Origin of the sequence: Fibrobacter sp. UWT2 (assembly GCF_900142545.1) — a bacterium.
Lineage (GTDB): Bacteria > Fibrobacterota > Fibrobacteria > Fibrobacterales > Fibrobacteraceae > Fibrobacter.
Genome location: NZ_FRBF01000019.1, coordinates 29,803 through 54,520 on the forward strand (window position 1 = coordinate 29,803; position 24,718 = coordinate 54,520).

At 50.5% G+C, this 24,718-nt stretch carries 24 protein-coding genes and 1 tRNA gene; 6 read left to right on the plus strand and 19 right to left on the minus strand.

All coding sequences use genetic code 11. The features are described from left to right. Positions 1-56: 56 nt before the first annotated feature. Positions 57-3,002, plus strand: coding sequence for a TIGR02171 family lipoprotein (locus BUA40_RS11940; RefSeq protein ID WP_178299631.1), 2,946 nt, complete (start codon positions 57-59; stop codon positions 3,000-3,002). Here BUA40_RS11940 and BUA40_RS11945 read toward each other — a convergent pair whose 3' ends face one another. The 16 genes from BUA40_RS11945 to BUA40_RS12020 all read right to left on the minus strand — a co-directional run bounded on the left by BUA40_RS11945 (position 3,003) and on the right by BUA40_RS12020 (position 18,238). After that, positions 3,003-4,394 carry a GntR family transcriptional regulator gene (locus tag BUA40_RS11945; protein ID WP_072801081.1) on the minus strand — a complete coding sequence of 464 codons (1,392 nt, stop codon included), beginning with the start codon at positions 4,392-4,394 and terminating at the stop codon, positions 3,003-3,005. A gap of 80 nt (positions 4,395-4,474) precedes the next feature. After that, on the minus strand, positions 4,475-5,503 hold the full coding sequence (locus BUA40_RS11950) for a glycoside hydrolase family 16 protein (RefSeq protein ID WP_369827631.1): 1,029 nt from the start codon (positions 5,501-5,503) through the stop codon (positions 4,475-4,477). 113 nt (positions 5,504-5,616) lie between these two features. Continuing rightward, the gene (gene ruvB, locus BUA40_RS11955) at positions 5,617-6,660 is read right to left on the minus strand and encodes a Holliday junction branch migration DNA helicase RuvB (RefSeq protein ID WP_072801083.1); all 1,044 of its coding nucleotides are present in this window, start codon (positions 6,658-6,660) and stop codon (positions 5,617-5,619) included. Between the two features lie 35 nt (positions 6,661-6,695). Further along, positions 6,696-7,304, minus strand: a complete 609-nt coding sequence (ruvA, locus tag BUA40_RS11960; RefSeq protein WP_072801084.1) for a Holliday junction branch migration protein RuvA — start codon at positions 7,302-7,304, stop codon at positions 6,696-6,698. 106 nt (positions 7,305-7,410) lie between these two features. Next, positions 7,411-8,007 carry an ABC-type transport auxiliary lipoprotein family protein gene (locus BUA40_RS11965; RefSeq protein ID WP_072801085.1) on the minus strand — a complete coding sequence of 199 codons (597 nt, stop codon included), beginning with the start codon at positions 8,005-8,007 and terminating at the stop codon, positions 7,411-7,413. A 3-nt stretch (positions 8,008-8,010) separates the two neighbouring features. Continuing rightward, positions 8,011-8,937: an MlaD family protein gene (locus BUA40_RS11970; RefSeq protein WP_072801086.1), complete on the minus strand. Its 927-nt coding sequence runs from the start codon at positions 8,935-8,937 to the stop codon at positions 8,011-8,013. A 12-nt stretch (positions 8,938-8,949) separates the two neighbouring features. Beyond that, entirely contained in the window at positions 8,950-9,735 is a 786-nt protein-coding gene (locus BUA40_RS11975; protein ID WP_072801087.1) for an ABC transporter ATP-binding protein, read from the minus strand. An 8-nt stretch (positions 9,736-9,743) separates the two neighbouring features. Then, positions 9,744-10,808 carry an MlaE family ABC transporter permease gene (locus BUA40_RS11980; protein ID WP_072801088.1) on the minus strand — a complete coding sequence of 355 codons (1,065 nt, stop codon included), beginning with the start codon at positions 10,806-10,808 and terminating at the stop codon, positions 9,744-9,746. A gap of 8 nt (positions 10,809-10,816) precedes the next feature. Next, the gene (locus tag BUA40_RS11985) at positions 10,817-11,572 is read right to left on the minus strand and encodes a flavodoxin family protein (RefSeq protein ID WP_072801089.1); all 756 of its coding nucleotides are present in this window, start codon (positions 11,570-11,572) and stop codon (positions 10,817-10,819) included. Between the two features lie 2 nt (positions 11,573-11,574). Then, on the minus strand, positions 11,575-12,420 hold the full coding sequence (locus BUA40_RS11990; protein ID WP_072801090.1) for a patatin-like phospholipase family protein: 846 nt from the start codon (positions 12,418-12,420) through the stop codon (positions 11,575-11,577). After that, complete coding sequence (locus tag BUA40_RS11995; RefSeq protein WP_072801091.1) at positions 12,417-13,124, minus strand: lysophospholipid acyltransferase family protein; 708 nt, start codon at positions 13,122-13,124, stop codon at positions 12,417-12,419. Before BUA40_RS11995 ends, BUA40_RS11990 begins: the two co-directional genes overlap by 4 nt. A gap of 5 nt (positions 13,125-13,129) precedes the next feature. Beyond that, positions 13,130-13,576 carry a 3-hydroxyacyl-ACP dehydratase FabZ gene (gene fabZ, locus BUA40_RS12000; RefSeq protein WP_072801092.1) on the minus strand — a complete coding sequence of 149 codons (447 nt, stop codon included), beginning with the start codon at positions 13,574-13,576 and terminating at the stop codon, positions 13,130-13,132. Next, positions 13,573-14,304, minus strand: a complete 732-nt coding sequence (locus BUA40_RS12005; protein WP_072801093.1) for a glucose 1-dehydrogenase — start codon at positions 14,302-14,304, stop codon at positions 13,573-13,575. Before BUA40_RS12005 ends, fabZ begins: the two co-directional genes overlap by 4 nt. Positions 14,305-14,328: 24 nt before the next feature. Beyond that, entirely contained in the window at positions 14,329-16,725 is a 2,397-nt protein-coding gene (locus tag BUA40_RS12010; protein WP_072801094.1) for a beta-ketoacyl-[acyl-carrier-protein] synthase family protein, read from the minus strand. 87 nt (positions 16,726-16,812) lie between these two features. Beyond that, the gene (locus BUA40_RS12015) at positions 16,813-17,052 is read right to left on the minus strand and encodes an acyl carrier protein (RefSeq protein WP_072801095.1); all 240 of its coding nucleotides are present in this window, start codon (positions 17,050-17,052) and stop codon (positions 16,813-16,815) included. 139 nt (positions 17,053-17,191) lie between these two features. Further along, positions 17,192-18,238 carry a BamA/TamA family outer membrane protein gene (locus tag BUA40_RS12020; RefSeq protein ID WP_143149795.1) on the minus strand — a complete coding sequence of 349 codons (1,047 nt, stop codon included), beginning with the start codon at positions 18,236-18,238 and terminating at the stop codon, positions 17,192-17,194. A gap of 50 nt (positions 18,239-18,288) precedes the next feature. Between BUA40_RS12020 and BUA40_RS12025 the strand changes: the two genes are divergently transcribed. From BUA40_RS12025 to BUA40_RS12045, 5 genes are all read left to right on the plus strand, one after another. Then, positions 18,289-18,759: a BTB/POZ domain-containing protein gene (locus BUA40_RS12025; RefSeq protein ID WP_072801097.1), complete on the plus strand. Its 471-nt coding sequence runs from the start codon at positions 18,289-18,291 to the stop codon at positions 18,757-18,759. A gap of 194 nt (positions 18,760-18,953) precedes the next feature. Further along, positions 18,954-19,649 carry a hypothetical protein gene (locus tag BUA40_RS12030; protein ID WP_072801098.1) on the plus strand — a complete coding sequence of 232 codons (696 nt, stop codon included), beginning with the start codon at positions 18,954-18,956 and terminating at the stop codon, positions 19,647-19,649. A gap of 8 nt (positions 19,650-19,657) precedes the next feature. Further along, complete coding sequence (locus BUA40_RS12035) at positions 19,658-21,346, plus strand: M3 family oligoendopeptidase (RefSeq protein WP_072801099.1); 1,689 nt, start codon at positions 19,658-19,660, stop codon at positions 21,344-21,346. Positions 21,347-21,451: 105 nt separating this feature from the next. Continuing rightward, positions 21,452-21,536 (plus strand) — tRNA-Ser (locus BUA40_RS12040). 25 nt (positions 21,537-21,561) lie between these two features. Then, positions 21,562-21,873 (plus strand): hypothetical protein, encoded by a 312-nt coding sequence (locus BUA40_RS12045; protein WP_072801100.1) that lies wholly within the window; start codon positions 21,562-21,564, stop codon positions 21,871-21,873. A gap of 115 nt (positions 21,874-21,988) precedes the next feature. Here BUA40_RS12045 and BUA40_RS12050 read toward each other — a convergent pair whose 3' ends face one another. From BUA40_RS12050 to BUA40_RS12060, 3 genes are read right to left on the minus strand one after another with little or no spacing between them, the layout of a single operon-like run. Continuing rightward, positions 21,989-22,474 carry a PAS domain S-box protein gene (locus BUA40_RS12050; protein WP_072801101.1) on the minus strand — a complete coding sequence of 162 codons (486 nt, stop codon included), beginning with the start codon at positions 22,472-22,474 and terminating at the stop codon, positions 21,989-21,991. After that, positions 22,471-23,829, minus strand: coding sequence for a hypothetical protein (locus BUA40_RS12055; protein WP_072801102.1), 1,359 nt, complete (start codon positions 23,827-23,829; stop codon positions 22,471-22,473). The genes BUA40_RS12050 and BUA40_RS12055 overlap by 4 nt, the downstream gene beginning before the upstream one ends. Further along, complete coding sequence (locus BUA40_RS12060; RefSeq protein WP_072801103.1) at positions 23,822-24,649, minus strand: TIGR02147 family protein; 828 nt, start codon at positions 24,647-24,649, stop codon at positions 23,822-23,824. The genes BUA40_RS12055 and BUA40_RS12060 overlap by 8 nt, the downstream gene beginning before the upstream one ends. Positions 24,650-24,718: the final 69 nt, after the last annotated feature.

Sequence of the window (24,718 nt, forward strand, 5' to 3'; positions counted from 1 at the left end):
CCGCTTTACTTTTAGGGTAGAGGGAAATGAAATCGGCGTGGCTTATATTAGTGCTATTGCAGATTTATCTGATAGCCTGTTCTAATTCGGAACAGGTTTTATCTGAAGAAATCCCTGCAGGAGGCATTATTTCAGATAGCCTCGCCCTAAACGACAGCTTGGTTAGAGACAGTCTTTTAAGGGATAGTCTGCTGAACGACAGTCTTCTTAGAGATAGTCTCTATAGGGACAGTTTGCTCAGGGATAGCCTGGTCAGGGACAGTCTCCTGAATGATAGCCTGCTTCGAGACAGCCTGTTTAAAGACAGCGTTCTTCGTGCGGATAGCCTCGCTGAGGTTGAACGCTTGAACAAGAACGGAATGTTCCTGATTACTTCGAAGGGTGTGTCCGTTGACTTGGGTACGAATCTTGCCGAAGCCCGTGTAAGTGAACGTCCTGCCATGAAAGTCAAGTTGAATTATGACTTTTACTTGTCCAAGCATGAGACGACTTGCGCCGAATTCAACAGCCTGATGAAAAAGGCGACGGGCCTTGCGTTGGAATGCGAAAGTGAAAATCTTCCTGCAACTAATGTGACCTATTTTGATGCGGTTCTTTTTGCGAATGAGCGTAGCAAGGAAAACGAGCTTGATACGGCTTACACTTATGCTTCAGCCCGATTTGATTCAGAAAAGCATTGCGTTAACCTTGAGGGCTTGGCTTATCATCCCGAAAAGGTCGCCTATCATTTGCCCACCGAGGCGGAATGGGTTTATGCAGCAAGCAAGAACTGGAATATGCGTGAGGCCTGGACGGCCGATGATTCTCAATTCAAGTTGCATAATGTCTGCAGCAAGTCTATTCCCAGTACGGAATTTTGCGATTTGGCAGGCAACGCCATGGAATGGGTCAATGACTGGCTGGGAACCTTCCGCGATACGACTGTCCTGAATTATGTGGGGCCTCCTGACGGAGGAGCGCTCGGTCAGCGCGTGGTGAAGGGCGGTAGCTACAGAAATACCTCGAATGCCGTCAACTTTTATAGCCGCGGCGATGTTTATGCGGTGACTTCTTCGACTCGTGCCGAATATGTTGGATTCCGCTTGGCGTATGGCGCGATTCCTGATGCGGTGTGGATGGATGCCGACGGCAAGGCTGCCTTGAGTAGAATTATCCTATTGGCCAATTCTTCGACTTTGCATTCGGTTGTAAAGACTTTCAATGCGAAGCTTGCTTTCCGCAACGATGTCTCGGGAAATCTTGCTTTTGTCGATTATTCTAGCGGCGCGCAGACGGTTGTCGAAATCGAGGATACGCTGGAAGTATTTCACCCCGATATATCGCCTGACGGAAACCTCGTGGCATTTTGCACCAAGTTTGAAGGGGTAGAGGGACCATCGGAACTTTATGTCCGCGAATTGAATAAAGAAGGATCCCGTCTCGTTAAGCTGGATTTTGAAAGTGCGTCCATCCCGCGTTGGCGAATCCTCGAAAATGGCGATACGGCGATTGTGTTTGTGACCTCCTCCGGCAACAATAATGATGAAGCCGCGTTCCGTTCTGCATCTACTTGGCAGGTGACTTTTGCAAATCGAAAATTCGGGACTCCGCAAAAGCTTTTCGATGGCGCTTATCATGGCGGAATCAGCAAGGATAACCGCCTGGCTGTAACCGGTGCAAGGCGCTTGCGTGCAAAAGTAGCCGATTCAGAATCCCCGTTGTCGCAATCTGCTCGCGACACCATGTGGTACAATGGCGAACAGGCCTGCAACGTATCGCTCTCGCAAGATAAGCGCAAAAAGACTCTGTTCCTGGATTTTGGCAGCGCGACTGGCCGTAATTTTGTCGGGAAAAGGTATGCCACCCATGAGCGGCTTTTGATTGCAGATTCCTTAGGTCGCCTGGTGCAATCGATTGGTGCGCCTGCGGGGATGACTTTTGATCATAGCGAATGGGTGAGAGGCTCCAGTCATCTCGCCGTGGCGACTCTTGTCAATGTCAACGGCTCCCATCGAACCATTGTACTGATGGATTTGACGGATAGCAGCTTTGTCAATCTTGCCGAAAGTGATGAACTGTGGCACCCGAGTCTGTGGGTAAACGAGAGCGCTTTTGCTGACGATGATTCCGGTCTCGATTTGGATAGTGCCGCCTTCTATTATGATAATGTTTCTAATCCGTTGCTGTCGCACAAGATGAATATTTTCTGGAGCGCCTCCGATTCCTTGAACGTTGTCGCCTTGGGTTCTTCGCGAATGAGTGTCGGTTTTATTGCGAATGCGATTACCTACGGGAAGGCGTTTAATATGGCCGCTATCCCTTCTGATATGGATCTTTCCTTGTATTTGGCTCGGTATTATATTCTCAACCATTGCCCGCACCTAAAGGCCATTGTCGTCGGACTTGATTTTGACTTGTGGTCGGAACCAGAAAATACGACCGTGACGCAGAATCTCCTTTCCTTCCCGGGGTATTTTTATGACTATACCCATAAATACTGGATGGGTGTCGAAGGCGTAGAAGAACTCAAGAACATTAGCCGAAAAATTGTTGAAGGAAACGATGTCTTGAACGGCTTTGCTTGGAATATGGGGTGGGTCCCCGTCGAAGAAGGTTTTTCGTGGAATAATACGGGCTTAAACGAGAATATTGTCGTCAATGATTCTACCTGGAGTGATAAACCGACGAACTATAGGCGTGAAATGTACAATCTGCAAATGCTGATTGAAGATGCTGCCCGGAAAGGGGTGAAGGTTCTCGGTGTCGTATTCCCGCAAAGTCCGGAATACGCGAATACGGGTTCCTTTGGCAGACATGGAATGCGTCGTTCCCATGCCCTTAAACTTCTTGAAGATGTTCGGGAATTTGAACAGCAGTACGATAATTTTTATTTGATGGACGAAAATAAGATGGGCAATCATGATTATGCCGATAGCCTGGCATATGATTATGACCACCTGAATGCTTTAGGTGGCGCTCAAATAACGTCCCGTATCGATTCAGTCTTGAATGCGATTAAGTAATTACTTTTCCACCACGTTTCCGAGAATGTGGTGGATTTTTTTGATACCGTCAAAAGCCGAGGGGCTGCTGATGTAGTAGAACATCTGCTCCACAAGGGCGTCGGTGTTGAAGTCGTAAGACGGAATGCGCAACAGGTAGCTTTCCATGGAATTATCGAAGGCGATGTAATTCGGTCCGATATTCGGCATGGGAATTTCCATGTTGTTTTCTTCGACCATTTCCATGAAGATGCCGGCGACTTCGTCATTCACGCAAATCCACGGCATGTTGTTGCCGTTTGCGTCCTGGAAGGTGAGCGCGCGTTCGGCAAGCGCCTTGAGTTTTTCTTTTTCAAGGGTGCGCGCCATGATTTCCACGGAGAGCTTTTCGACTTTTTTGCGGGCAATCTGCTTGTAATCCCAGGGGCTCGCGAATTCTGCATCCACGTAAGGGTGTACCACCAGGCCAGATTCTTCGAGGCCGGTCAAGCGGTCCTTGGACCACGAACTGTTATGGTAAGGTGAGAAATAACCGACTTCGGTGACACCGAGGCCAAGCAGGTAGCGGCCGATTTCTTTACCGGGCTGCTTGCCGAAGGTGGAATTGAAGAATACCCAGTTGTCCTTGCGCATGAAGCTGCGCGGTACGGCATCGATAGGGTGTTCCCACCATACGGCTACGGGGAATTCCGCATCGGCGAAAAATGTCAGGAGCGGTCTGAAGTTTTGCACCAAGAGTGTAGAAAGGATTGCACCTACGGCGTTCGGGTGTTCCGAAAGCTTGCAGGGCTTGCCGCTTCGGTCAATAAGCTTGCCCGTAGCATCGTTGATGCCGAAAAGGGTCAGCTTGTAATGGTTTTTACCGGCGGTCTTGTAAATGAGGCGCAAAAAGTCCAGTTCGCGTTCACTTTCGGCGGTAAAGCCGCCCCAGCTGTTGCATCGCGTCACGAAAATGAGTTCGCTCAGCGGCGCTTCGTCGCGTTTTTGCTGTTTGCGGTAAAAGAAGTACTGGCGACCCTCTTTTTTCAGGATTCCGCGGGCGACCTTTTCTTCCAGGAACTTGCGGAGAGTGCCCTGCGAAACATTGTAGCGGGCTGAAAGTTCCTTCGAAAGGGGGAGCGGCTGCGACGGCTTGATAAAGCCCTGCGCAAAGTCTCGTTCGAATGCCTTGGAGAGTTTTTCCGAAACCGTCTCGTGCACGTACGGAATCATGTTCTTCAGCGGAGTGTTTCCCCAAAAACAGCCTTTGCCCTGGATTTTGCAAATTTTTCCGGCGGATTCCAGCTCCATCAGGGCGGCCTGCACGGTTCCTGATGACGCTCCAAAGGATTTAATCATTGATCGGACCGACGGCAATCTGTCGCCATCGTTCAAGTTCATATCGAGCAAAGCCTTGATAATCCGCTGTTTCATATTGGGTAATATAACAACAAAAAGACCCGCACAGGGGAGGTTCCTATGCGGGCCGGGGTTGTTTGGGGTTGGATGAATTTCTAGAAATTGAAGTCAACCTGGTAGTTGGCCTTGTTGTTCGGGTTCACGCGTGCGCCCTTGGCGTTGACGGTGCCGCGGACTTCCTTGGCCTGCAACTGCTTGGCGTGGGTCGGAAGGATTCCGGTCGGATTGCTAGAGGAGCTGAACTGGTTGAACTGTTCGCTGCTGCTAGACGGAGTTTCGCTAGACGACGATGCAACGCTAGATGAACTGGGGGTAACGCTGCTGCTCGAAACCGGAGCCTGTTCGTCGTCTCGCGGGACTTGGCCGTTGAAGCTTTCCTGACCCTTGCGAGTGAGGGCGAGGATCAACATGCCGTCCTTGGAATAAATGTTCTTTTCGGTGAGGTCGACGCGGTTGCCGTCAAAGGTCCAGTCGCCCTTGCCCCAGCGGGAACCATCAAACGAGTCGAAATTGTCTGTCCAGTCGAGAGTGAAGTCGCTGCCGCCTTCGCCCTGGCCCGGAGTATACTTGTAAACCTTGACCCAGTTGATGAACTGGAAGAGCGGGAGCTTGGATTCGTCGAAATTTCCGACCCAAGCGGCGCTTTCGGAAGACCAAAGGTTAAAGCGGAGGCCCTGCGTTCCCTTGAGGTCGCTTACCTGGCCGCCTTCGGTCTTACGGACTTCATGACCGTCTACAGTCCAACGAACGTAGTTGGGGGTCCATTCGAGGCCGTAGGTGTGGAAAGCCTGGTCTGCAGCCGGGTTCACTGAATGGTGCTTTTCGCTGGTTTTTTGTGCGCCTGCCTTACCGGTAATGATGTTAGACTGGAAACTGCCCGGGTTTTTGCCTAGAACTTCGATATCGACTTCGACCCAAGGACGTCCATCGGCGATTTCAGAGCCGTTCTGGTAAAGGAACATGGAGCTGACCGTTCCAGAAGCTGCGGCCATCTTCATACGGGCTTCGAATTTACCGTACTGGACTTCCTTCAAGGTATAGAGTTCTGCGCCGGAAAAATCTTTTGCCATAGTTGCTACTGCCGCGATTGCGAGTACGGAAAGAGTCGTTTTAAGATGCATCATGCCTCCAATTAACACATCCTTAACACCAATAATGAATTTATAAAGAAAATGCAGACGTTACAACGCCTGCAGATGTTAAAATGTTATAGGTGTATCGGCTGTTTTAAACAGGTTTACAAATCCAGCGATTCTTGCGCACTGGCTTCTGCAAGTGTTTTCGGAATGGTGCGGTGGAGCATCTCGTAGGCGGTGCGCGTGGCGGTACGGCCACGCGGCGTTCGCGCGAGGAGCCCCTTGCGAATCAAGTACGGCTCATAGACTTCTTCGAGGGTGTCCGGCTCCTCGCCGAGCGCTGCCCCGATGGTGCCCAGCCCCACGGGGCCACCGCCGAACTTGTCGATAATCATCGAGAGAATCTTCCTGTCCATGTGGTCCAGGCCTTCGCCGTCGATGCCGAGCATTTCAAGAGTCTTGCTCGCCGACATCAAGTCGATAACGCCTGTGCCGCGAACTTGAGCCACATCTCGGCAACGCCTCAGCACTCGGTTTGCGATTCGAGGCGTTCCACGGCAACGACCGCTCAAAAGTTTGGCCGCATCTTCTTCGAGCCCTACATTCAAAATCTTCGCGCTGCGCATCAAGATGCTCTTGATGTCGTCTTCGTCATAAAGCTCCAGGCGGTACTGCAAGCCGAATCGGTCGCGCAACGGGCTTGTGAGCAAACCGCTTCGAGTCGTCGCGCCCACCAGCGTAAAATGCTTCAGCGGCAAGTTCACGCTGCGAGCCGCCGGTCCGGAATCCAGCATAATGTCGAGCCTAAAGTCTTCCATAGCGGGGTAGAGGTATTCTTCCACTACGCGGTTCAGGCGGTGAATTTCGTCGATAAACAGGATGTCGTTCTCTTGCAGGCTTGTCAAAAGCCCTGCCAAGTCGCTCGCTTTTTCGAGAACAGGACCGCTCGTAATATGGATGTTTACGCCCATTTCTTTGGCGATGATTCCCGCCAAAGTCGTCTTGCCAAGTCCCGGAGGTCCGCAGAACAAACAATGGTCTAGCGAATCGCCACGGTGTTTCGCGGCTTCAATAGCGATCGAAAGGCTTTCCTTGATGTTCTTCTGGCCGGTAAATTCAGCAAGGCTAGGCGGTCGGAGCGTGCGTTCGACATCGCTTTCGTCGCCCGTTCTGCGTTCCGGAGAAATAATACGCTGGTCGTCCATTCTACGTCATTCCGGATTTGATCCGGAATCTCCTCTTATAAATATTTCAAAGCCTCTGGAATAAGTGTCGCGGCATCTGCCGAGTCGCCCAAGATTTCAGCCGCCTTCATCACGGCCTTTTCTGCCGCCGGATCCTTCACGCCGAGCGTATGCAAGGCAAGAACCGCTTCCATCTTCGGGCCCGTGAGAGCGCCCATTCCGGTAATTCCGGATCCTTCCACATCGCCCAAGGCCTGCAACATAGCTCCTGCTTTGTCCTTCAGCGAAAGCACCATCTGTTCGCAGGTCTTTTTGCCGAGTCCCTTGATCTTGCCCAAGGCGCTCTTGTTGTCGCTTGCAATCATGTTCAAGAGGTCAGCAGGGGAGCTGCCGCTCAGAATGCGCTGGGCGAGCTTAGGGCCTACGCCGTTCACTTCGAGCAGCATGATAAAGGTGTCTTTCTCGGTCTTGTCGGCAAAACCGAACAGCGTCATGGAATCTTCGCGCACCACCAGGTTCGTGTAGAGCGTCACTTCGCTTTCCACCTCGGGCAACTTGCCTGCCGTGTAGGCCGAAATATTCACGCCGTAACCCACGCCATTTACATCCACGACCACGAAAGTGGGGGACTTTTCAATCAAAATTCCGCGAATCCGTTCAATCATTGCCTACAATGCCTCAAAATAGCAGTGAATCATAAACATCTGTTCACTGCACAAATATATACTAATTTATAGGCTCTGTCAAGCCCTTTTGTATTGCTGCGTTAAATTATTCGGAAATCTTGGCTATCGATTGCAGGGCGTCTTCCATGCATTCAGCCAGGAGTTTCGAAATTGCTTCTGCTGTTACTCTCGGCTCGCGACTGTCGGTGGAACGATTCTTGTCGCATTTGCCTTCCCAAAGCATTGTATTTGATTTTACGTTCTTGAAGGTAAAGCCAAGTGCCAAGTGTGCAGATTGAGAGCTACTTTCATCTACTTCTTCAATGGCGTTGACGTGGCCGGAAAGTTCATATTCCGGCATAGAGCCATTTCCCGAAACGACGGATTGAAACATTCCGCTCTTTTCAACGTATTCCGAGACGACTCGGGTAATCATGTGCTCGGGGCGGCTTGCCCACAAGTCCAGATCGTAGAACATAAAGTCGTAGGCGGATTCGCGGTAAACGATGTTTGTGCGTTGGTAGGCCTGGTCAATAGTGAACTTGCGTACCAGCAGGCTCTTGCCGGCAAATGTTTCCGAAGAGGGGGCCTGAATGTTTTCGACCGCAATCGTGTAATAACGAGTCGGCTCGCTGGACCCCCCGCCCAGGCATGCTGAGAGCGAAAGTGCAATTGCCGATAAAAGAACTAATTTCTTCAACATAAATTACTTCCTTCTAGACTTGTTTTCGGCGTGAATCAGCACCGACGGGTTGTTCTTGATTTTTTGCGAGAATTCTTCGAGGTTTTCAAGCACGGCGTTGAGTTCTACTACGGCATCGCCGACTTGGTCCTGGTTCTTGTAAACCATCTGGTCGAGGCGCTTAGAAAGTTGATTGATCGACTCCAGAGTCTGCGTGATGTTTTCGTTCATGCTCTTGGTGTCAATCGCGGCAATCTTTTCTTTGACTAGGTCCATGTTTTCGCTGGTCTTAGCTGCAATTTTAGCTTCTTCGATTTCGGCGAGAACGTTTTTCATGGATGCCGCGGCATTCGAAATGTTGTTGATAGGCTTGTTCAGGTTCTGAGTCATGTTATTCAGGTTCCTGGACGCCCCTTCGAAATTCTTGATGGCGCTGCTGATGTTGTCGGCGTTTTCCGACGAGAAAATCTTGTTGATGTTGGTCAAAAGCGAATCGATATGGCCGATAATGTCGGTGGCCTTATTTGCCATTTCGTCAAAGGCTGTCTTTTCGGCAGGCACAAAGCCGCCTTCCTGTACATCGGGCTCGTCAAAACGTCCGCCCGAAAGCACAATCTGCTTTTCTCCGGTGAGCGAAATGCCGTGGGTCATACCGGCGCGGGTGCCGATCTTGATCGGAGTACCCTTGTTTACGCGGAAGCGGACAACCACCTGATTCAGGTTCGAAGAATCAATTTCAATTCCTGTCACGTTACCGACATCGATACCGTTCAGCTTGACCTGGGCGTCTGTGTAAAGTCCGATAACGGATTCGCTGAATACCGTATAATAGTTGTCGAACTCCTTGTTCAAAAAGCGCGAAAGTACATAGCCAAGGAATACGCAGATCATGACTCCGCAAAGGAGCATGAATGCGCCAATCTTGATTCGTTCGGAGCGTGTGGTTTCCATAGTTACTCCAAATCAATCGATAAAGTTAAAATGGTAATATTCATGGTTGTCTTCTTCCTTGGGGCATTGCCTATTGAAGAAATGCTTGAGAATCGGATCTTCGCTTTCAAGCCCTTGCTGCAAGGTGCCGTCCATGAGCACGTAGCCGTCTTTCAGGTAAATAAAGCGGTCGCAGACAATCTTGATGCTTTCGAGTTCGTGGCTCACGATCACCATCGAAACCCCGAGCGTGTCGCGAAGTTCAAGCAAAAGTTCATCGAGCGAACGGGCGGTCACCGGATCAAGACCTGTCGAGGGCTCGTCGCAAAAGAGTAGTTCCGGCTTGAGGGCGATGGCACGGGCAAGTGCTGCGCGACGCTTCATGCCGCCCGAAAGTTCGGAGGGGTACTTGTGGAAGGCGTGCAATAGGTGCACTTTTTCAAGGCGGTCTGCCACAATCGCTTCCATTTGCTTCTTGGGCATATAGGGCATGCTGCGGATGAGCGGGAGCATGGCATTTTCAGCCACGGTCAAGTCCGAAAGGAGTGCCCCGTTCTGGAACAACACTCCCGTGCGTAGGCGTGTCTCGAAATCAAGGCCTTCCTTGGCTCCGAACTGTTTTCCGAAAAAGGTTATCGTTCCGCTTTCGGACTTGTAGAGCTTAAGGATGTTGTTCATCAGCGTTGACTTGCCGCAACCCGAACTGCCGAGAATCATGCGGATTTCGCCTTTCTTGACGTCGAACGAAATATCGTTCAACACGGTCTTTCCGTCGTAACCGGCCTTCAGGTGATCTACTTTGAGTGTAATGTCGTCCATGTTTGCTCCTAGTAGAATATAAAGCTGAATGCGCAGTCCGCGACAATGATCGCCGAAATAGAAACCACGACGCTAGAAGTCGTTGCAAGGCCTACCGCTTCGGCACCGCCTTCGGCGTTGAGGCCCTTGTTGCAAGAAATCAGCGTGACCAGCCAACCGAATGCGATGGACTTGACCGTACTCTTGAGGAACAGTATCGGCGGAATCCCGTCGCGAATCGACTGGAAGTAGTTCGCAAATGAAATGTCAAAGAAGAAGTATCCAATCAGGAAACCGGCGAGGCAGCCCGCAATGCCAGCGCAGAAGGCGAGAATCGGCGTGCAGATGGTCATTGCGATAAAGCGGGGGACCACCAGGTACTGCACCGGTGAAATCGCCATCGTCTTAATCGCCTTGATTTCTTCGCAGACGGACATGTTCGCAATTTCTGCGGCAATGGAGCTGCCGGAACGACCTGCCAAGATAATAGTCGTGAGGAGCGGACTGATTTCGGCGAAAATCAGGTAGCCCAGTCCCGAGGCGAGGTAGGAACCGCCGCCAACGGCCTTGAGCATGAAGGAGCTTTGGAGCGCCATGGTAAAGCAGATGAGTGCGACCATCAAAAAGCAGATGCCAGTAGCTTCGGTACCGAGCATAAAGACCTGCTTGGCGGTCCCGCCGAACTTGCTGCGTCCTTTGTCGAAGGGACCGCAGATCATCCAGTAAATGCTCATGTTCAAGAGAATGAATACTTCGGCGACTTCTTTGGCGACAACGACCGTCTTTGCGCCGATGGCTTCGAGGAAGTTGCTGTAGCCGTGCTTGACTTTTTCGGGGATTTTCTCTCTCTTGAGTGCCCTGAGCTGCGCCTTGATTTCTTCGTTGAAGTGGGCGAGGGTCAGTTCGTGACCGTACTTTTCACTGGTGTCTGCTAAAAGAGCAAAAAAGGCATCGCCGCTGTAATCCATGGACTCAAGGTCTGTTCCATCTACGGTTAACGGGCCGTTTCGCAAAATCTTGATGCAATTCTTCAGCAGAAACTGGCTGTTTCCGGCTGACAGAATCTTAGGAAGTGAAACGGTCTGTGCTTGCATGAGGACCCCTAAAAGTTGTCGTCTCGGTCGAACATGTGAGTCACAAATTCCACAACTAATTTTTCGTAGGCTTCATCACTGAAGATGGTCTTTTGCATCAGGTCTACTGCTTCCTGCGAAATTTTGCCGGTCTTGGCGAGTTCTGCTCCGCCTTCCCAGTAACGCTTGCGCAAAATATTCAGACGACGTTCGCCCCCACGATGGTGGAGGGCTCGCATCTGCGGGCATGCAATGAGTTGGTATCCTTCGTGACCAAGAATGATGTCAAACTGCTTTTTGATCGGTTCGTAGACGACATCCAGGTCGCACCAGGCGCAACTGGAAAGCAGAATGATTTTCTGCCCTTCTTTCTGGAACTGTAGACCATGAAGGTTTGAGTTAGAGGCGTTCAAGCCTTCTTTCAACTTTTGCCCCATATACGGGTGGACCATGCCTACTATGCGGTCCATGAGAACCTTCATCTGTCCAGGAATGCTGAACAGGAACAGCGGAAAACTCCAGATGACGATATCGGCATTGGTCAGTTTTTCACGAATGGCGGGAACGTCATCATCTTTGATAAAGCAACTGCCATCGGGGCGACCCCAGCAACTGAGGCAGCCTCGGCAAGGCTTGATGTTCATTTTGTCTATAAAGATGTATTCCGTTTCAAAGGTTCCGTTTTCTTCGAGACCTTGGACAAAAGCCTTCGTCGGAATCAACGTACCGCTTTTTTCATTCTTGGGGCTAGCCACCATTACAAGAATTTTTTTCGTATCAGCCATTGTCAAATTTCCAAGAAAGCTTTTAAATCGTCCATCTGTTTTTTGGCCATTTCGACACCGTGCTCGTAAGATTCATTCATCTTTTCCATATTGGTATCGAACTGGTCGCACAAATCGATGATCGGGCGAATCAAGAAGAGTTTGCCCTCTTTTTCGAGTTTTTCCATACGCACGAACATTTTTTCGTAGCGTTTTAGGCGAACCATCAGTGCGCGGAACAAGTCTGGGTACTTGCGCTTGTACATCGGGTTCAGAATTGCACGGTACTTGCGGAAATCCGTTACCGCTTCGCCGGGGTAGTGGGTCGAAATAGCGACTACCTTGTCGCAGCCTTTCTCGAAGGCGCGTTCAAACGGAATCGCTGCCGAAATACAACCGTCGGCGTAATGCTTGCCGTCGAGTTCCGCCATCGGGAAAATCATCGGTAAGGCGCAACTGGCGCTGATCAAGTCCAGCAAGCGCTTCTTGTCGTTCTTTTCGCTCTTGAATTCGGCGCGTCCCGTTTCGCAACAGGTAAGTCCGATTTCGCATTCAATTTTGGAATTGCGGTATGCCTCAAAGTCCAGAGGCATTTCACCATCGGCTGCAAGATAGTTCAACGCATGGAATTCCTTTTGAATTCCGATGAACTTGCTTGCCCATTTTTTGCCCTTCTGTAGGCGAGTCGGCAATACGATAAAACGCAAACGGCCTTGCTGGCGCGTAATGAAGTTTATCGCCGCATGGGCTCCGGCAGAAACACCTGCCACATAATTGAAATCAATCCCTTCGTCAAGCCAAGTGTCAATCACACCTGCGCTGAACATGGTCTGACGAGAACCACCTTCTAACACCAACCCTGTCTTCATGCTTGCACCTCTTCGGGTGTTTCGGCTGCGACCGGGAGTGGCTCCACTTCAGTCTTGCCCAGCGCTTGCTGCTTGAGAGCCCAGACTTTCTGCCTAAAGTATTCGCTGCGTTCCGCCAGGTGCTTAGAAGAAGGAATCCCCTTTACACGTTCAATCTTTTCAGGTTCAGTAACAACAATCTGCGTACGGTGACCACGCTTATAAATGCCGTCAATACCCACCGAAAGCACCGGAGCGCCGGTACTGCGGGCGAGGAATGCAAATCCCGTCTTGAATTCGTTCAGCAGACCATCGTAGCGGCATTTGCCTTCGGGGAAGATAATCACCGAGTTGCCTTTTTCCAGTTCACGCTTTGCAATCAGCGCCCATTCGGTATCCAGGTTAAAGCGGTCGCAAGGAATCACGCATTTCACGCGAGTGAGTGCCCAGCTAAAATGCGGGTCTTCAATCTGGTCTTTCGCTACCACGATGCTTCTGTTGTGGAAAAAGATAGCGAGCATCATGAGGGGATCCCACATGCTCGTATGGTTCGCAATAATCACCGAAGGTGTCTTAAGGCGCGGAGACTTCACTGTTTCACCGAGAAAGGTAACCTTCGGACGATTCCAAACAAGCAAATAAACTCGCACGGTGTATATGACTATCACCATGACGAGTTGCATAAAAAGTTCAAACAGCGGATTCTTTTTCTTTACGTCAGACATCTACCTTACTTCCCTAAGGATTCCTTCGGGATGCTTGTAAAGGTCAGGGCGCCCTTCGCATGAACGTTGCCGTTCACTTTCACGATGCAGTCAAAGCCGACCAGCACGCCACCTTCCTTCGTTTTCTTGACAGAGATTTCAAGTTGGTCGCCAGGAATCACCGGCTTCACGAACTTGAATCCATCAATTTTTAGAAGCACATAGAGATTCTTTTCGAGATCTTCGGCAGGCTTTTCAATCACGAGCGAGCAAAGCTGAGCGCAACTTTCCACAATGAGCACGCCCGGCATAATCGGGGTTCCCGGAAAGTGACCCGTAAAGTACGGTTCATTCACGCTCACGTTCTTGATACCCACGGCCGATTCGTTCGGCACCAGCTCCGTCACCTTCTCGATCATCTGGAACGGCGGGCGCTGAGCAATCTTTTCGCTGATTTCGTAAATATTCATCATAGAGAAAGACCTCCGTCGAGCACGAACACCTGGCCGGTCACGTAGGCGAACTGGTCGGAGGCCAAGGCAGACACAATATTTGCAACTTCGTCGGCAGAGCCAAAGCGCTTCAGAGGAATCTTTTCGAGGTAGCCCTTGCGGGTTTCTTCGGGAATCGCTTCGATCATATCGGTTGCGATAAAGCCCGGAGCTACGGCGTTCACGCGAATACCGAAACCGCCGAGTTCCTTGGCAAGCGTCTGGGTGAGTGAATTCACGGCACCCTTCGTGGCGCTGTAAACAGCCTGGCCAGCGAGAGCGAACTTCGAAGAAACGGAACTCATGTTGATAATCACGCCGGACTTCTGCTTGTACATCTTCACGGCCACCTGCTGTGCGCAGTAGAAGTAGCCCTTCACGTTCAGGTCGAAGCACTTGTCCAAGGTTTCCGGGTTCATCATCATCAAGTATTCGTCACGAACGATACCGGCATTATTCACAAGCACGTCAATGCGGCCATAAGCCTTGAATACTTCGCGGATCATGACTTTCACCTGAGAAAGGTCGGCGACATTCGCCTTGTAAATCATGCCGTCGCCACCTTCGGCCTTAATCTGGTCGAGCGTGGCATTTGCAGCCTCGTCGGAACTGGAGTAGTTCACCACGACAGTGTAACCGTCGCGGGCCAAACGCAGGGCACAAGCCTTGCCAATACCCTTAGATGCACCTGTTACCAAAGCAACTTTCATATTCTAGCTCCTTCTTCCTAAACACTATTTTCCGAACACGACGGCACTGTAAGAACCGCCCGTTGCATAAGAAATAACCAAAATTTTCTTGAGGTTTGCCGATTCAGCGGTCTTTGCAGAGACAGAACCGTCTGCCGCCACAAAGTAGGCGTTGTCGTTTGCAAGTTCACCGCTCAAAAGGAGAGCGGCTTCGGCAGCGGCAAGGGCTGCAGACCCCGCACGGCCTTCACCGGTGCGTTCCTTGACTTCGAAGAGCGGCATCGCGGCAAGCTTTTCGCCAAACACGCGCTTAAGGGCTCCCTTTTCAATGTCGTCAATCTTCTTGCAGCCGTTGGCAAAACCGCAAACAGCATCCACGTCGGCTGCCGTAATGCCGGCATCGGCAAGAGCATCTGCAATGGCCTTGTCCAAAGCCTCGTCAGAACCGGCGAGCTTACCGAACTTCACGTTCTTGCGGCCATGGCCGAATCCGAGAGCGTAGCAGTAAACCTTGGCGCCGCGGGCCTTGGCATATTCTTCTTCTTCGAGCAGAATCGACACGGAGCCGTCGCCCACCACAAAGCCTTCGGAGTTTGCGTAAGGAGCGACTACATCGTTTGCGGCCACGCCAAGCTTCTGGGCGAATTCCGTAATAATCGGCAGGTTTTCGTCGGTACCGGTAGCCATCATGGCCTGTTCCTGACCGTCGTGAATCACGTTCATGGAGTAGCCGATGCTATCGAGGCCAGAAAGCGGACCGGTGGTAATGGTTACCCCGTAGCCCTTGATGCCCGAACAAATAGAGAGGTAACCGCCAGCCGCATTGTAAACGGTGTGCGGGAACTTGAAGGCGGAACCGCCGGCATTGCCGAGTTCGGCAATCAGCTCTTCGAAATCGTAAGTTGCGCCGAGGCCGCCTTCGCTGGTACCCACGATAATGCCGATATCCATGGCGTTTTCGTCAGACACCTTGAAGTTTGCGTCTTGCAGCGCGCGCATGCCGGACACCGTCTGGAGCTGGCCCAGGTTGTCGAGCTTGCGGTAGAAAGCCATCTTGATGCCGAGTTCCTTGTAATCGTCGAGCGCAATCGTCGAACGCACCGAAGCGGACTCCGGCTTCTTGCCGGCTTTCACGGCTTCAAGGTAAGCGGTCTTGCTGTTGCCGAGGGGAGATACAACCCCAAGGCCCGTCACAACGATCTTCTTGTCCTTGGCGGGCTGGGCCGTCACATTTCCCGGTTCCTTCGAGAAAACGATTGCCGCATTCGTACCACCGAATGCCACGTTGTTGCTCAGAACGCACTTCAAGTCCTTATGGCGTGCCTTGTTCTGCACAAAGTCCATGTCGCCGACCTTTTCCTTGAGGGCGGCCGACTGTTCTTCGCTATACGGGAAGGTGGGGAGTACCGTATCGGTGGTAAGGGCCTTGATGCTGAATACAGCTTCGATAGCACCTGCGGCACCCAGGCAGTGGCCTGTAAGCACCTTGGTCGAGCTCACGCTCACCGTCGGATTTTCTTCGCCAAAGTAGGCCTTGAAGGCGGTCATTTCGGCGTTATCATTTTTACCCGTACCCGTACCGTGGGCATTAATGTAACCGATATCGGTTTTTGCAATGCCCGAATTCTTGACAGAGCGGTTGATCGCTTCCATCAGGCAAAGGCCGTCTTCGCGCGGAGCGGTAATGTGGTTTGCATCGCTGGTGACGCCCGAACCGAGCACTTCGCAGTACTGCTTGGCAGAGCGTTTTTGGGCATGTTCGTAAGATTCAACAATCACGATGCCGGCGCCTTCGCCGAGCGTAATGCCGTTGCAGCGGTTGAACGGAGAGCAGCCGTTTTCATCAAGCGCATGCAAAGAAAGGAATCCGGAGTAGGGGACCGAAGCAAAAGAATCGGCACCACCCGCAATGACCACGTCTGCCTTGCCCGCGCGAATCAAGTCGCAAGCCACCGCAATCGAAATGGTTCCGGCGGCGCAAGCATTCGCTACGTTCGTCACGATGCCACCGGCACCGCAAGTTTCCGCCACCTGAGAGGCAATAGAAGCGATAGGCATCTTGGCAATTTCAGAAGCGTCGCGACCATGCTGATGATACTGTTCAATTGAAAGAACGCCACCCACGCAACTTCCGATAACCACGCTCACGCGCTGGTCGTCGCCAAAGTTCTTGAGTCCTGCATCGGCCAAAGCTTCGTTTGCAGCCTTGATGCAAAGTTTCGAGACTCGGTCCTTTTCTTCGGGAGCGTCAATTTCATCGAGGGTATCGCACTTGACTTCGGCTGCCAAGTCCGCATAGCAGTTCACTGTATCAACAGAAGTGGTCTTATGAATGCCGGAAACCGATTCCAGGGCATTCTTCCAAGTTTCTTCGACATTGTTACCGACGGCACAAATGACGCCTAAACCAGTAACTACACAACGCTTGTCATTAGGGGTCATAATTTATCCAAAAACAGACGCATCCTATTGCATTGCTCCAGGATGCTAGAAAAAACAAAAAGCCGAGAGATGTATCTCGGCAGATTTTTAGGCCTTGTGGGCTTCGATGTAGGCGGCGATTGTATCGATGCTCTGGAAGTTTTCCTTGGCAACGCCAGTCATAGAGACACCGAAGTTGCTGTCGACAAAGGAGATGATTTCAAGAGAATCAACGGAATCGAGGCCGATTTCTTCACCAAAAAGCGGGGTATCGAACTGGAGCACGTCGCCATCAACACCGAGATCAGACATAAAAAAGGCCTTGAGTTTTTCTTTCATTTCGTTCATTTTTTTTACCTCGTAACTTTTTGGTGCTAAAGTAGAAAAATTTAACAACAATGATGTTAAAAAATAATCAAAAGCGACATAATGACATAAATAGGGGACAAAATGTATAAAAATACCCTATTTTTGAGCATTTTAGGCGCTAAAATGCCTGTCGAACGTAAAAAGAGAGACCTAAATGGTCAAAATCGACCCAAGAAAAGTCCGCTCTGGCGAATAAGTTTTCTTTTAGGTTGAGTCCTAGCAATGCGCCTGCGCCAACGGACCGGTGCCAGTCGTTACGGACAAGTTCACTGAAATAGCGACCTGATTTTCCACCTTCAAAAAACACATGACCGCCTAGCCGCCACCAAATGAATTGTCGTGCTTCTGCTTGCACAATTACTGCCTGGTTGTCGCCGAAATAGAGGCTTTCTACGCCGCGAAAACGGCTGATTCCATCGGGCCCGGCCAGCATATCAAAAGGAACATCTCCATCGGAGCGCATCCACAAAAAGCCGACCGCCGTTGTAGTCGTTTTGGACAAGCTTGAGTAGCCGCGCAAGTCGAGGGTTTCTACATCGAAGGTGTAGTCGCCCAGGTGATTGTTGTAGAACATCTGTTGCCATTGCACCAAGTAACCGTGGCGAGTCCAGTTGGTGTTGTCACGGGTGTCTAGGCCAAGCAAGTAGCCCAGTCCGTTACGCCAGCCCGAATGTGAATGGGGGAGTGGCATAGAGTCGCTTTCATGGAACGAAATGTCGGTGTGTTCAATATGCAATTCTACGCCGTATTTGAATTCCTTGGGAATACCGATTCTGGATTCTATCCGAGTTCCGCCTTGGAATTTCTTACGGTCAAAGAGCACATATTCGTCTATATCAGGGTTGTTTCCTCGTCCGAAATAGCTGGCAATCCAATCTTGGTATTTGAGAATGGACCATACCGTAATTTGATCGTGGAAAAAGTAAAAATAGGGTTCCAATGCGATATGCAGCTGGTTTCTTGTAGATCCGTAGGCCGTGAGCCCGATTTCAGGGACCTTGCCACCTTCAGTTTCCGGCTTAAGAAAATAGAGTCCCATGAGACCGTACTGGAATTCAGTTTCTTCGGTATATCCGAGTATGGGTACGACAGAATAACGCTGGAAGGAGTCTTCTGCAAAAAGGGGAATGAATAATAAGAGCGCGACCAGTGCACCGATTTTCATTTTTAAAATATAACTTTTTTGCATACAAAGTTTGCTATTTTAGGTCATATATGCGCAATTTTAAGTTCTTCATCGTCGTTATTTCTTTGATTTTGGGCCTGTTTACGGGTTGCAGCCTGATGATGGTTGCCATATTCGACTTTGAAGAAATTACGGTTCGGGCAGAAGACGAGGAATCTTACGATTTCTATAAAGATGACAAGCTGGTTTGCCGTGACGAAAAATACTGCGATATTTATCATGACAAAAGCGACATCTGCAGATACGTTCTTGAAATTAGGCGTGGCGATGTCGTGTTCGGCCGGTTGTATTACGGCTACTGGGAAGAACGGAATTTTATAGTCAACATGGTAAGCAAACGTGACGAAAAGAAATGTCCGGGATATACCGCAACGATCAAGGTCGACCAGGTTGTCAAGGCTCGCGAAGAAGCTCTGGAACGTAAGAGAATCCGCGAAGAAAAAGAAAGGAATGCTGCGCGTTGGCAGCAGTCTCCGTTAAGCTCAAGTTCGGCACAATAGTTTAAATCAGGGGCGAAAAGCCCCTTATCTTTCCGATTCTTTAGTTTACATAATATACATTATCGGCAATATGAATGTAGAAAGTTCAGGGGAGGCCTGTTTTACAAAATCACGTATTTTCTGCATAATAACCTTATTGGAGCCTAATGAATAAGCCATTTTATTATATTGTCTCTAAAAGACGATAATACCGTATGGTAATCAAAGAAATGAAGATTTTGCGTAAAAAAAGGTCCGGGGTATTTTTGGCGCTGCTCGCTGCCCTTGCGTGCGTCGCACTCTTTTTCTCGGGCTGTGCGGCTGCCAAGAAACTTTCGGCTGCAGATATCCTCTCCAAGACGAAGCTCGAATTCGTGAGCCTGTCGCTGGATTCTGCAACCATCAATAAGGATCTTTTCCCTAAGTCAGACGACCTGATGAAGGGACTGTTGCCGAACCCGCACGTGGTCGCCTTGGTGCAGGATTTTGCCCGCGGAATCCTTGAAAAAGAGATTGGCAGGGCTCATTTGACCGTCGGTTTAAATGCCAAGAATACGGACAAGGATACGCTCTGGATTCGTGGCCTGATGGCTAATTTGGTGCTGGATTCCTTGATGGATCTTCCTGTAGCGCTGCGTGATACGGTGAAGTTGGTTCCAGGCGATAACCAGGTGATTCTTGTGACCGAAATGCCCATTGACCGCCGTATTTTTAGGCTCATGGACGTTAACGTGGTTCATATCGTAGGCCGTATGGATGTTTCCCTGGAGGCCAGCGATGAGGCGTTTACGCTGGATTTTGATATGGATCGTAAGATTAGCCAAGAAGAGAAGCAGGCTCTTGCCGACAAGGCCCGTACCTCGGTTTTGGATAACATTGTAAGCGATTGGGTAGGAGCAATCAATTTTTAGAGGATGTTATGCGTACTTTTGTACCTGAAAATTTTAATGTAGACAACGTTAAGGAAGTTGAAAATTTATACCAAAGCCTTCTGGACGAAAATATCCCGAACTCCCCCGAGGCTTTGCGTGCCTGGATTTTGAAATGGAGCGAATTGGGCTCGGTTCTTTCTGAAGTTTCTTGCCGCCGTTATGTGGCCATGACCGTAAACACCAAGGACGAAGCCGCTGCCAAGGCCTACGAAGACTTCGTCAGCAATGTCGACCCGATTTCCAACGAATTTAGCGACAAACTGAACAAAAAATTGATGGCTCATCCCGCCAAGGATCAGCTGAAAGATGAATTCGGCGTTTGGTTCAAGAGTGTGCAGGTGTCTCTGGACTTGTTCTCCCCCGCCAATATCCCCCTTGAAACCGAAGAAAACATCGCCGTTCAGGCCTACCAGAAAATTACCGGTGGCATGAGCGTAGAATTCGATGGCGGCGTCAAGACGATGCAGCAGTTGAGCGCTTACCTGGAAAAGACTGACCGCGACTTGCGCGAACGTGCTTTCCGTACCATGTGGGATCGTCGTCTCAAGGACAAGGATGCTCTTGACGCCTCTTTCGACAAGCTTTTCCAAATTCGCAATAAAATCGCAAAAAATGCGCATTGCAAGGACTTTATCGACTACATCTTCCTTGCCAAGAGGCGTTTCGACTACTCCCCTGCCGATTGTAAGAATTTCCATGAGAGTGTGGAAAAGCTGGTGCTTCCGCTGCTCAAGGAAATTTACAAGAAACGTGCCGAAAAAATGGGCCTGAAGACGCTCCGCCCCTGGGATTTGAGCGTGGATCCCCTGAATCGCTCTCCGCTAAAACCTTACAGCAACGGTGACGAACTCATCGAGAAAGTGGACCAGATTTTCGAATCCATTCACCCACAGGCTGGCAAGTGGGCTCGCGAAATGCAGGCGAAGAAACTTATCGATCCGGATAGCCGTTTGGGCAAGGCTCCTGGTGGATACCAGATTGGTTTCGACGAAAGCCGTCTCCCCTTCATTTTCATGAATTCCGCGGAAACGGACCGCGATATCTATACACTTTTGCATGAATCGGGCCATTCCTTCCACCAGTATGCTTTGGCAAATCAGCCGATTTTGGCCTACCGCGATGTTCCGTCTGAATTTGCCGAAGTGGCGAGCATGAGTATGGAGCTCATCGGCACCAGCAACCTGAAACCTTTCTACGGAGATGATGCCGAGGCCATTCGCCGCAGTATCGAAGGTGAATTGGAAGACGTGATTTGGCTGTTCCCCTGGGTGGCAAGCATCGATAGCTTCCAGCACGAACTTTACAGCCGTCCGAACCATACGGCCAAGGATCGCGAAGAAATCTGGAAGGGGATCATGGACCGCTATGATGCCGGCGTTGACTATACCGGACTTGAGGCCGTGCGCAACAATTTGTGGCAAAAGCAGCTGCACCTGTTCGAATGCCCGTTCTACTACATCGAGTACGGAATCGCCCAGCTTGGGGCTCTCCAGGTGTGGGCAAACTTCAAAAAAGACCCGAAAAAGGCCATTGACGACCTGTTTAGGGCCGAAAGTTTGGGTGACAGCCGCCCGCTTCCGGAGCTTTTTGCCGCCGCGAATATCAAGTTTGATTTCACGGCGAAGACCATCGAACCGCTTATGCAGGTCGTGTGGGACGAATTGAGCCGGTCGTAGGGAGAATTTGATCAAAAATTTTGCTTTTTTTTGCAAAAAATTGCAAAAAAAAGGCAAAACCGCTTGACAAACTAAAAAGAATAACCTATATTTGGCGCACATCCTGGAGGGATGGCCGAGTGGTTGAAGGCGCACGCTTGGAAAGCGTGTTTACCTCACGGTAACGAGGGTTCGAATCCCTCTCCCTCTTCTAAAACATTTTCAGAGGTACCTTAATGGCTGAAGAACAGAGAGTCTATCTTGATGACATTTACGCAAACGAACAATGTCAAGGCTCCGTTTTCCGCGCAGTGGTCATGATGGCCCAGGAAGCCCGCTTTGTCAATAAGCAGGCTACTCAGGGTTATATCACTCTTACCAAGAAGCCGACCACCATTGCCATGTACAAGTTCAAGGAAGGCAAGCTTTCTATCACCGATAAGAAGGCTAACGACCAGGCTGAAGCAGTCGCCGTTGCCGAACCGGAAATGACTTCTGAAAACGTGGCTCAGGTTTCTGCAGCAGCTGATGACGCCTTCGGCGCATAATTGCTGAAACCTTAGCAAAGAAAATTGAAAAGCGGCTCATTGAGCCGCTTTTCTTTTTACCCCCCCCTTCTTATAAGACCGCTCACGGTACAGACCGCTCGCGCCCAGTCACCTGTTATACCTCCGCGCTTTTACGGTAGAACGCTTCCGGGAACGCCTTTGCTGCGCATTGGTTGCAAAGCATACGGAGTCTGGCTTCGGCGACAGATGTCACCCGGATCTGGGCACCGCAATCGGCGCACTTGGCCAGGAAAACCATAGAAAGCGGCGTTGTCTGGGTTTCGACATTGCTGCCCTCGCCTACCCTGCGAACGGTATTGCGGAATATGATTTCCCCGTCTGCGTTCTGGACAATTTCACGCACGATACAGCATTCAAAGCTGCGCCCGCGACGATTCCTCATGCGGGTGTTGAAGCTTGAATTGACCGTGTCGTTGCGGAATTTTTCCCAGTCGCTTACATAACGGTACAAGTCCGTTACGTAGTGCCACTGGAGTTCCGACGGTTCAAAGCCGAACATGCGGCAAAAGCGCCTGTTACCGCTGAGAAGGCGGCCATGTTCATTAACTTCGAAATATGCAAGATCGATAGTGTTCATCATTGTGCGCCTCCTCTTTGATAGTACCTGTACAGTACATCGGCTGAAGTGATTGCTTTTTCACCCAATCGCACATCACTCAAGGTCATATCTATCTCTTTATCCCCAAAGACAAACGGTGCTGTCGAGAAATCTTGCGAAACAGAATCCAAATAGATTTCTGCGATTTTAAAACCATCCTTGTAAAGCATCAGGTAATACCCGTTGAAAACGCCCGTCAGCGAAATCGGCTTCCCGGATTCCACGGTGGCAGTAGAGATGACTGCATCCTTGCAGCTAAACTGTCCGTAGCGGCCAACGTATAGGGCGAAGGAAGGAGCTTCGGTTCCGCATTCGCCGTTGATAATCGCAAGGCTGACAACTCCGGTTCCTTCTTCGTACTTGCCAAAGATATTCTTGCGGTAATAGCCTTGTTGGTCAATCGAATTCAGCTTGAACGTTGCTTCGATGGTCCATTCTGCATACCATTTGAATCCTTTATTGGAATCTTCTTCGGTAGAGCCGTTTGCGACGCTTGTCCAGTGCTTGATGGTGCCGTAGTCGGATTCATGAGGCAAATCGTTGGAAGGAACTGCCGCAAGCGAATCGATGTGGCCCATGTATTCTATTCGACTCGAAGAACTCTGGTTGCCGTCAGTTGAACCATTAGATGCCGAGGATCCTGGATAGGGTTCTGGATCCGGTTCCGGATGAGGCCCAGGATTGCCCGCGACCGGTTCGTCTTTATATACGAACGTCTGCAATTGGGGTTCATTGAAGTCGGAAGAGTCGACGAGGGAAATTGCAGAAGACGGTACAGGACCCAGCAATTCCGGAGTAGCGCCGTTTGTCAGCAGATATGCGACACCGTCAGAATTGCCGACGGATACGAGCATCGGGAACGTTCCAAGGGGAAGTTCGTCGAGTTCAAAATAACCGGCTTCATTGGTCTGTGTCGTTACGCTTTCGCCAGAAATATTAACGGTGATGTCAACCGGTTCGCCGTTGGTGTTGTTCAACTTGCCGACAAATTTCTGTGTACAAATCTCATCTGTACCCTTGTCTTTTATCGGGGTGGGCTCAGGAGTTTCTACATAAATCGGATCAGGTTCATGTATTATGACATACTGATGATGGTTGGGAGGGGGGTCTATTAATTGATCGGAGGTTCGGACGGTGTCAAGAATGACATCGCTGTCTTGTATCACGTTGCTTGAGTCGTTCCTCGGAGATTCCAATTCGGGATCAGCCGCTGCAACGGTGTTTGTTTCTTCGTCAACGCCGCCGGCCCAAAAGACGCCGCATGCCGACATGGTGAATGCGACAGCGGCGAGTGCCCAAAGTTCAACGCGACTTGCAATTTTAAACATCTTAAGCATGGCGTCCCTCCTTCGGCAATGTGCGTGTGAGGGGGAACAGCTGCACGTTCAGGCGGTAAACGCGTTCGTCGCCGGCATCATCCATGACGATGGAACTGATTCGTCTGCGGAATTCAGCGATTTCCTTAGTGATTTTTTCAAAAGCGCCCTCGGAAATACCGATGGTGAGACCGGAGATGTCTCGTTCGTTGACCGGTACCTGATCGAGGCTTTGAACCGCCAGCTCGCCCATTTGTCGGTGCATTTCGCGGATGGCGAGCGAGGTGACGTCGAGGTTGCCCGTCGTCACCGAGCGGGAATTCTGATTGTAACGGCCCTGCTCGTCTTTGTCGAGGAAGCCGTTCTTTTCAAGTAATTTGAGAGAGTTCTTGACGTGAGCCGCGTCGCTTTCAAAGACGAGCTCCCCCGCCATCTGGGCGGGTGTTGCGCCGGTCAGGCGCGGGGCCATTTCGCGGAGAACCGGATTCAGCCAGCTTCCGTAATAGTCGTACTGGTCCTCGCCCACCAACGCAAAGGAATTTTCGTTGGCAAGCTTGCGCATTTCGGCAAAGATTTTCTTCTTTGTGGCAGAAGACTTTTCCTGGTTGAATGCGACCAGCTGCCTAAAATATTGTAAATCCACTCCCACAAGCCCCATTGCGGATGCGACGCGTTCAATGCCTGCTTCGCTCAGGTTTGCCTTGCTGTCGCAAACTAATTTCAAGAACACCGGTGAGGAATACCCGGCGGCCTTTGCAAAATCGCGCCACGTAAAACCGTAGCGCTCCTTGCGCTCGGCATAGTAGTCGCGTATATAGTCGTCCCTTAAAATCCCGCCCAGCCCGCATAACTATTGGGAAAAACTGATTTCTACCCTGTGAAAATATTGCAAGGTTTTCTAAAATATGAC

Coding starts and splice junctions, on each gene's coding strand:
- BUA40_RS11945 (WP_072801081.1), bottom strand. CDS start 4,394: ATGAAACAGCGGATTATCAAGGCTTTGCTCGATATGAACTTGAACGAT.
- BUA40_RS11950 (WP_369827631.1), bottom strand. CDS start 5,503: ATGATGCATCTTAAAACGACTCTTTCCGTACTCGCAATCGCGGCAGTA.
- ruvB (WP_072801083.1), bottom strand. CDS start 6,660: ATGGACGACCAGCGTATTATTTCTCCGGAACGCAGAACGGGCGACGAA.
- ruvA (WP_072801084.1), bottom strand. CDS start 7,304: ATGATTGAACGGATTCGCGGAATTTTGATTGAAAAGTCCCCCACTTTC.
- BUA40_RS11965 (WP_072801085.1), bottom strand. CDS start 8,007: ATGTTGAAGAAATTAGTTCTTTTATCGGCAATTGCACTTTCGCTCTCA.
- BUA40_RS11970 (WP_072801086.1), bottom strand. CDS start 8,937: ATGGAAACCACACGCTCCGAACGAATCAAGATTGGCGCATTCATGCTC.
- BUA40_RS11975 (WP_072801087.1), bottom strand. CDS start 9,735: ATGGACGACATTACACTCAAAGTAGATCACCTGAAGGCCGGTTACGAC.
- BUA40_RS11980 (WP_072801088.1), bottom strand. CDS start 10,808: ATGCAAGCACAGACCGTTTCACTTCCTAAGATTCTGTCAGCCGGAAAC.
- BUA40_RS11985 (WP_072801089.1), bottom strand. CDS start 11,572: ATGGCTGATACGAAAAAAATTCTTGTAATGGTGGCTAGCCCCAAGAAT.
- BUA40_RS11990 (WP_072801090.1), bottom strand. CDS start 12,420: ATGAAGACAGGGTTGGTGTTAGAAGGTGGTTCTCGTCAGACCATGTTC.
- BUA40_RS11995 (WP_072801091.1), bottom strand. CDS start 13,124: ATGTCTGACGTAAAGAAAAAGAATCCGCTGTTTGAACTTTTTATGCAA.
- fabZ (WP_072801092.1), bottom strand. CDS start 13,576: ATGATGAATATTTACGAAATCAGCGAAAAGATTGCTCAGCGCCCGCCG.
- BUA40_RS12005 (WP_072801093.1), bottom strand. CDS start 14,304: ATGAAAGTTGCTTTGGTAACAGGTGCATCTAAGGGTATTGGCAAGGCT.
- BUA40_RS12010 (WP_072801094.1), bottom strand. CDS start 16,725: ATGACCCCTAATGACAAGCGTTGTGTAGTTACTGGTTTAGGCGTCATT.
- BUA40_RS12015 (WP_072801095.1), bottom strand. CDS start 17,052: ATGAACGAAATGAAAGAAAAACTCAAGGCCTTTTTTATGTCTGATCTC.
- BUA40_RS12020 (WP_143149795.1), bottom strand. CDS start 18,238: ATGAAAATCGGTGCACTGGTCGCGCTCTTATTATTCATTCCCCTTTTT.
- BUA40_RS12025 (WP_072801097.1), top strand. CDS start 18,289: ATGCGCAATTTTAAGTTCTTCATCGTCGTTATTTCTTTGATTTTGGGC.
- BUA40_RS12030 (WP_072801098.1), top strand. CDS start 18,954: ATGGTAATCAAAGAAATGAAGATTTTGCGTAAAAAAAGGTCCGGGGTA.
- BUA40_RS12035 (WP_072801099.1), top strand. CDS start 19,658: ATGCGTACTTTTGTACCTGAAAATTTTAATGTAGACAACGTTAAGGAA.
- BUA40_RS12045 (WP_072801100.1), top strand. CDS start 21,562: ATGGCTGAAGAACAGAGAGTCTATCTTGATGACATTTACGCAAACGAA.
- BUA40_RS12050 (WP_072801101.1), bottom strand. CDS start 22,474: ATGATGAACACTATCGATCTTGCATATTTCGAAGTTAATGAACATGGC.
- BUA40_RS12055 (WP_072801102.1), bottom strand. CDS start 23,829: ATGCTTAAGATGTTTAAAATTGCAAGTCGCGTTGAACTTTGGGCACTC.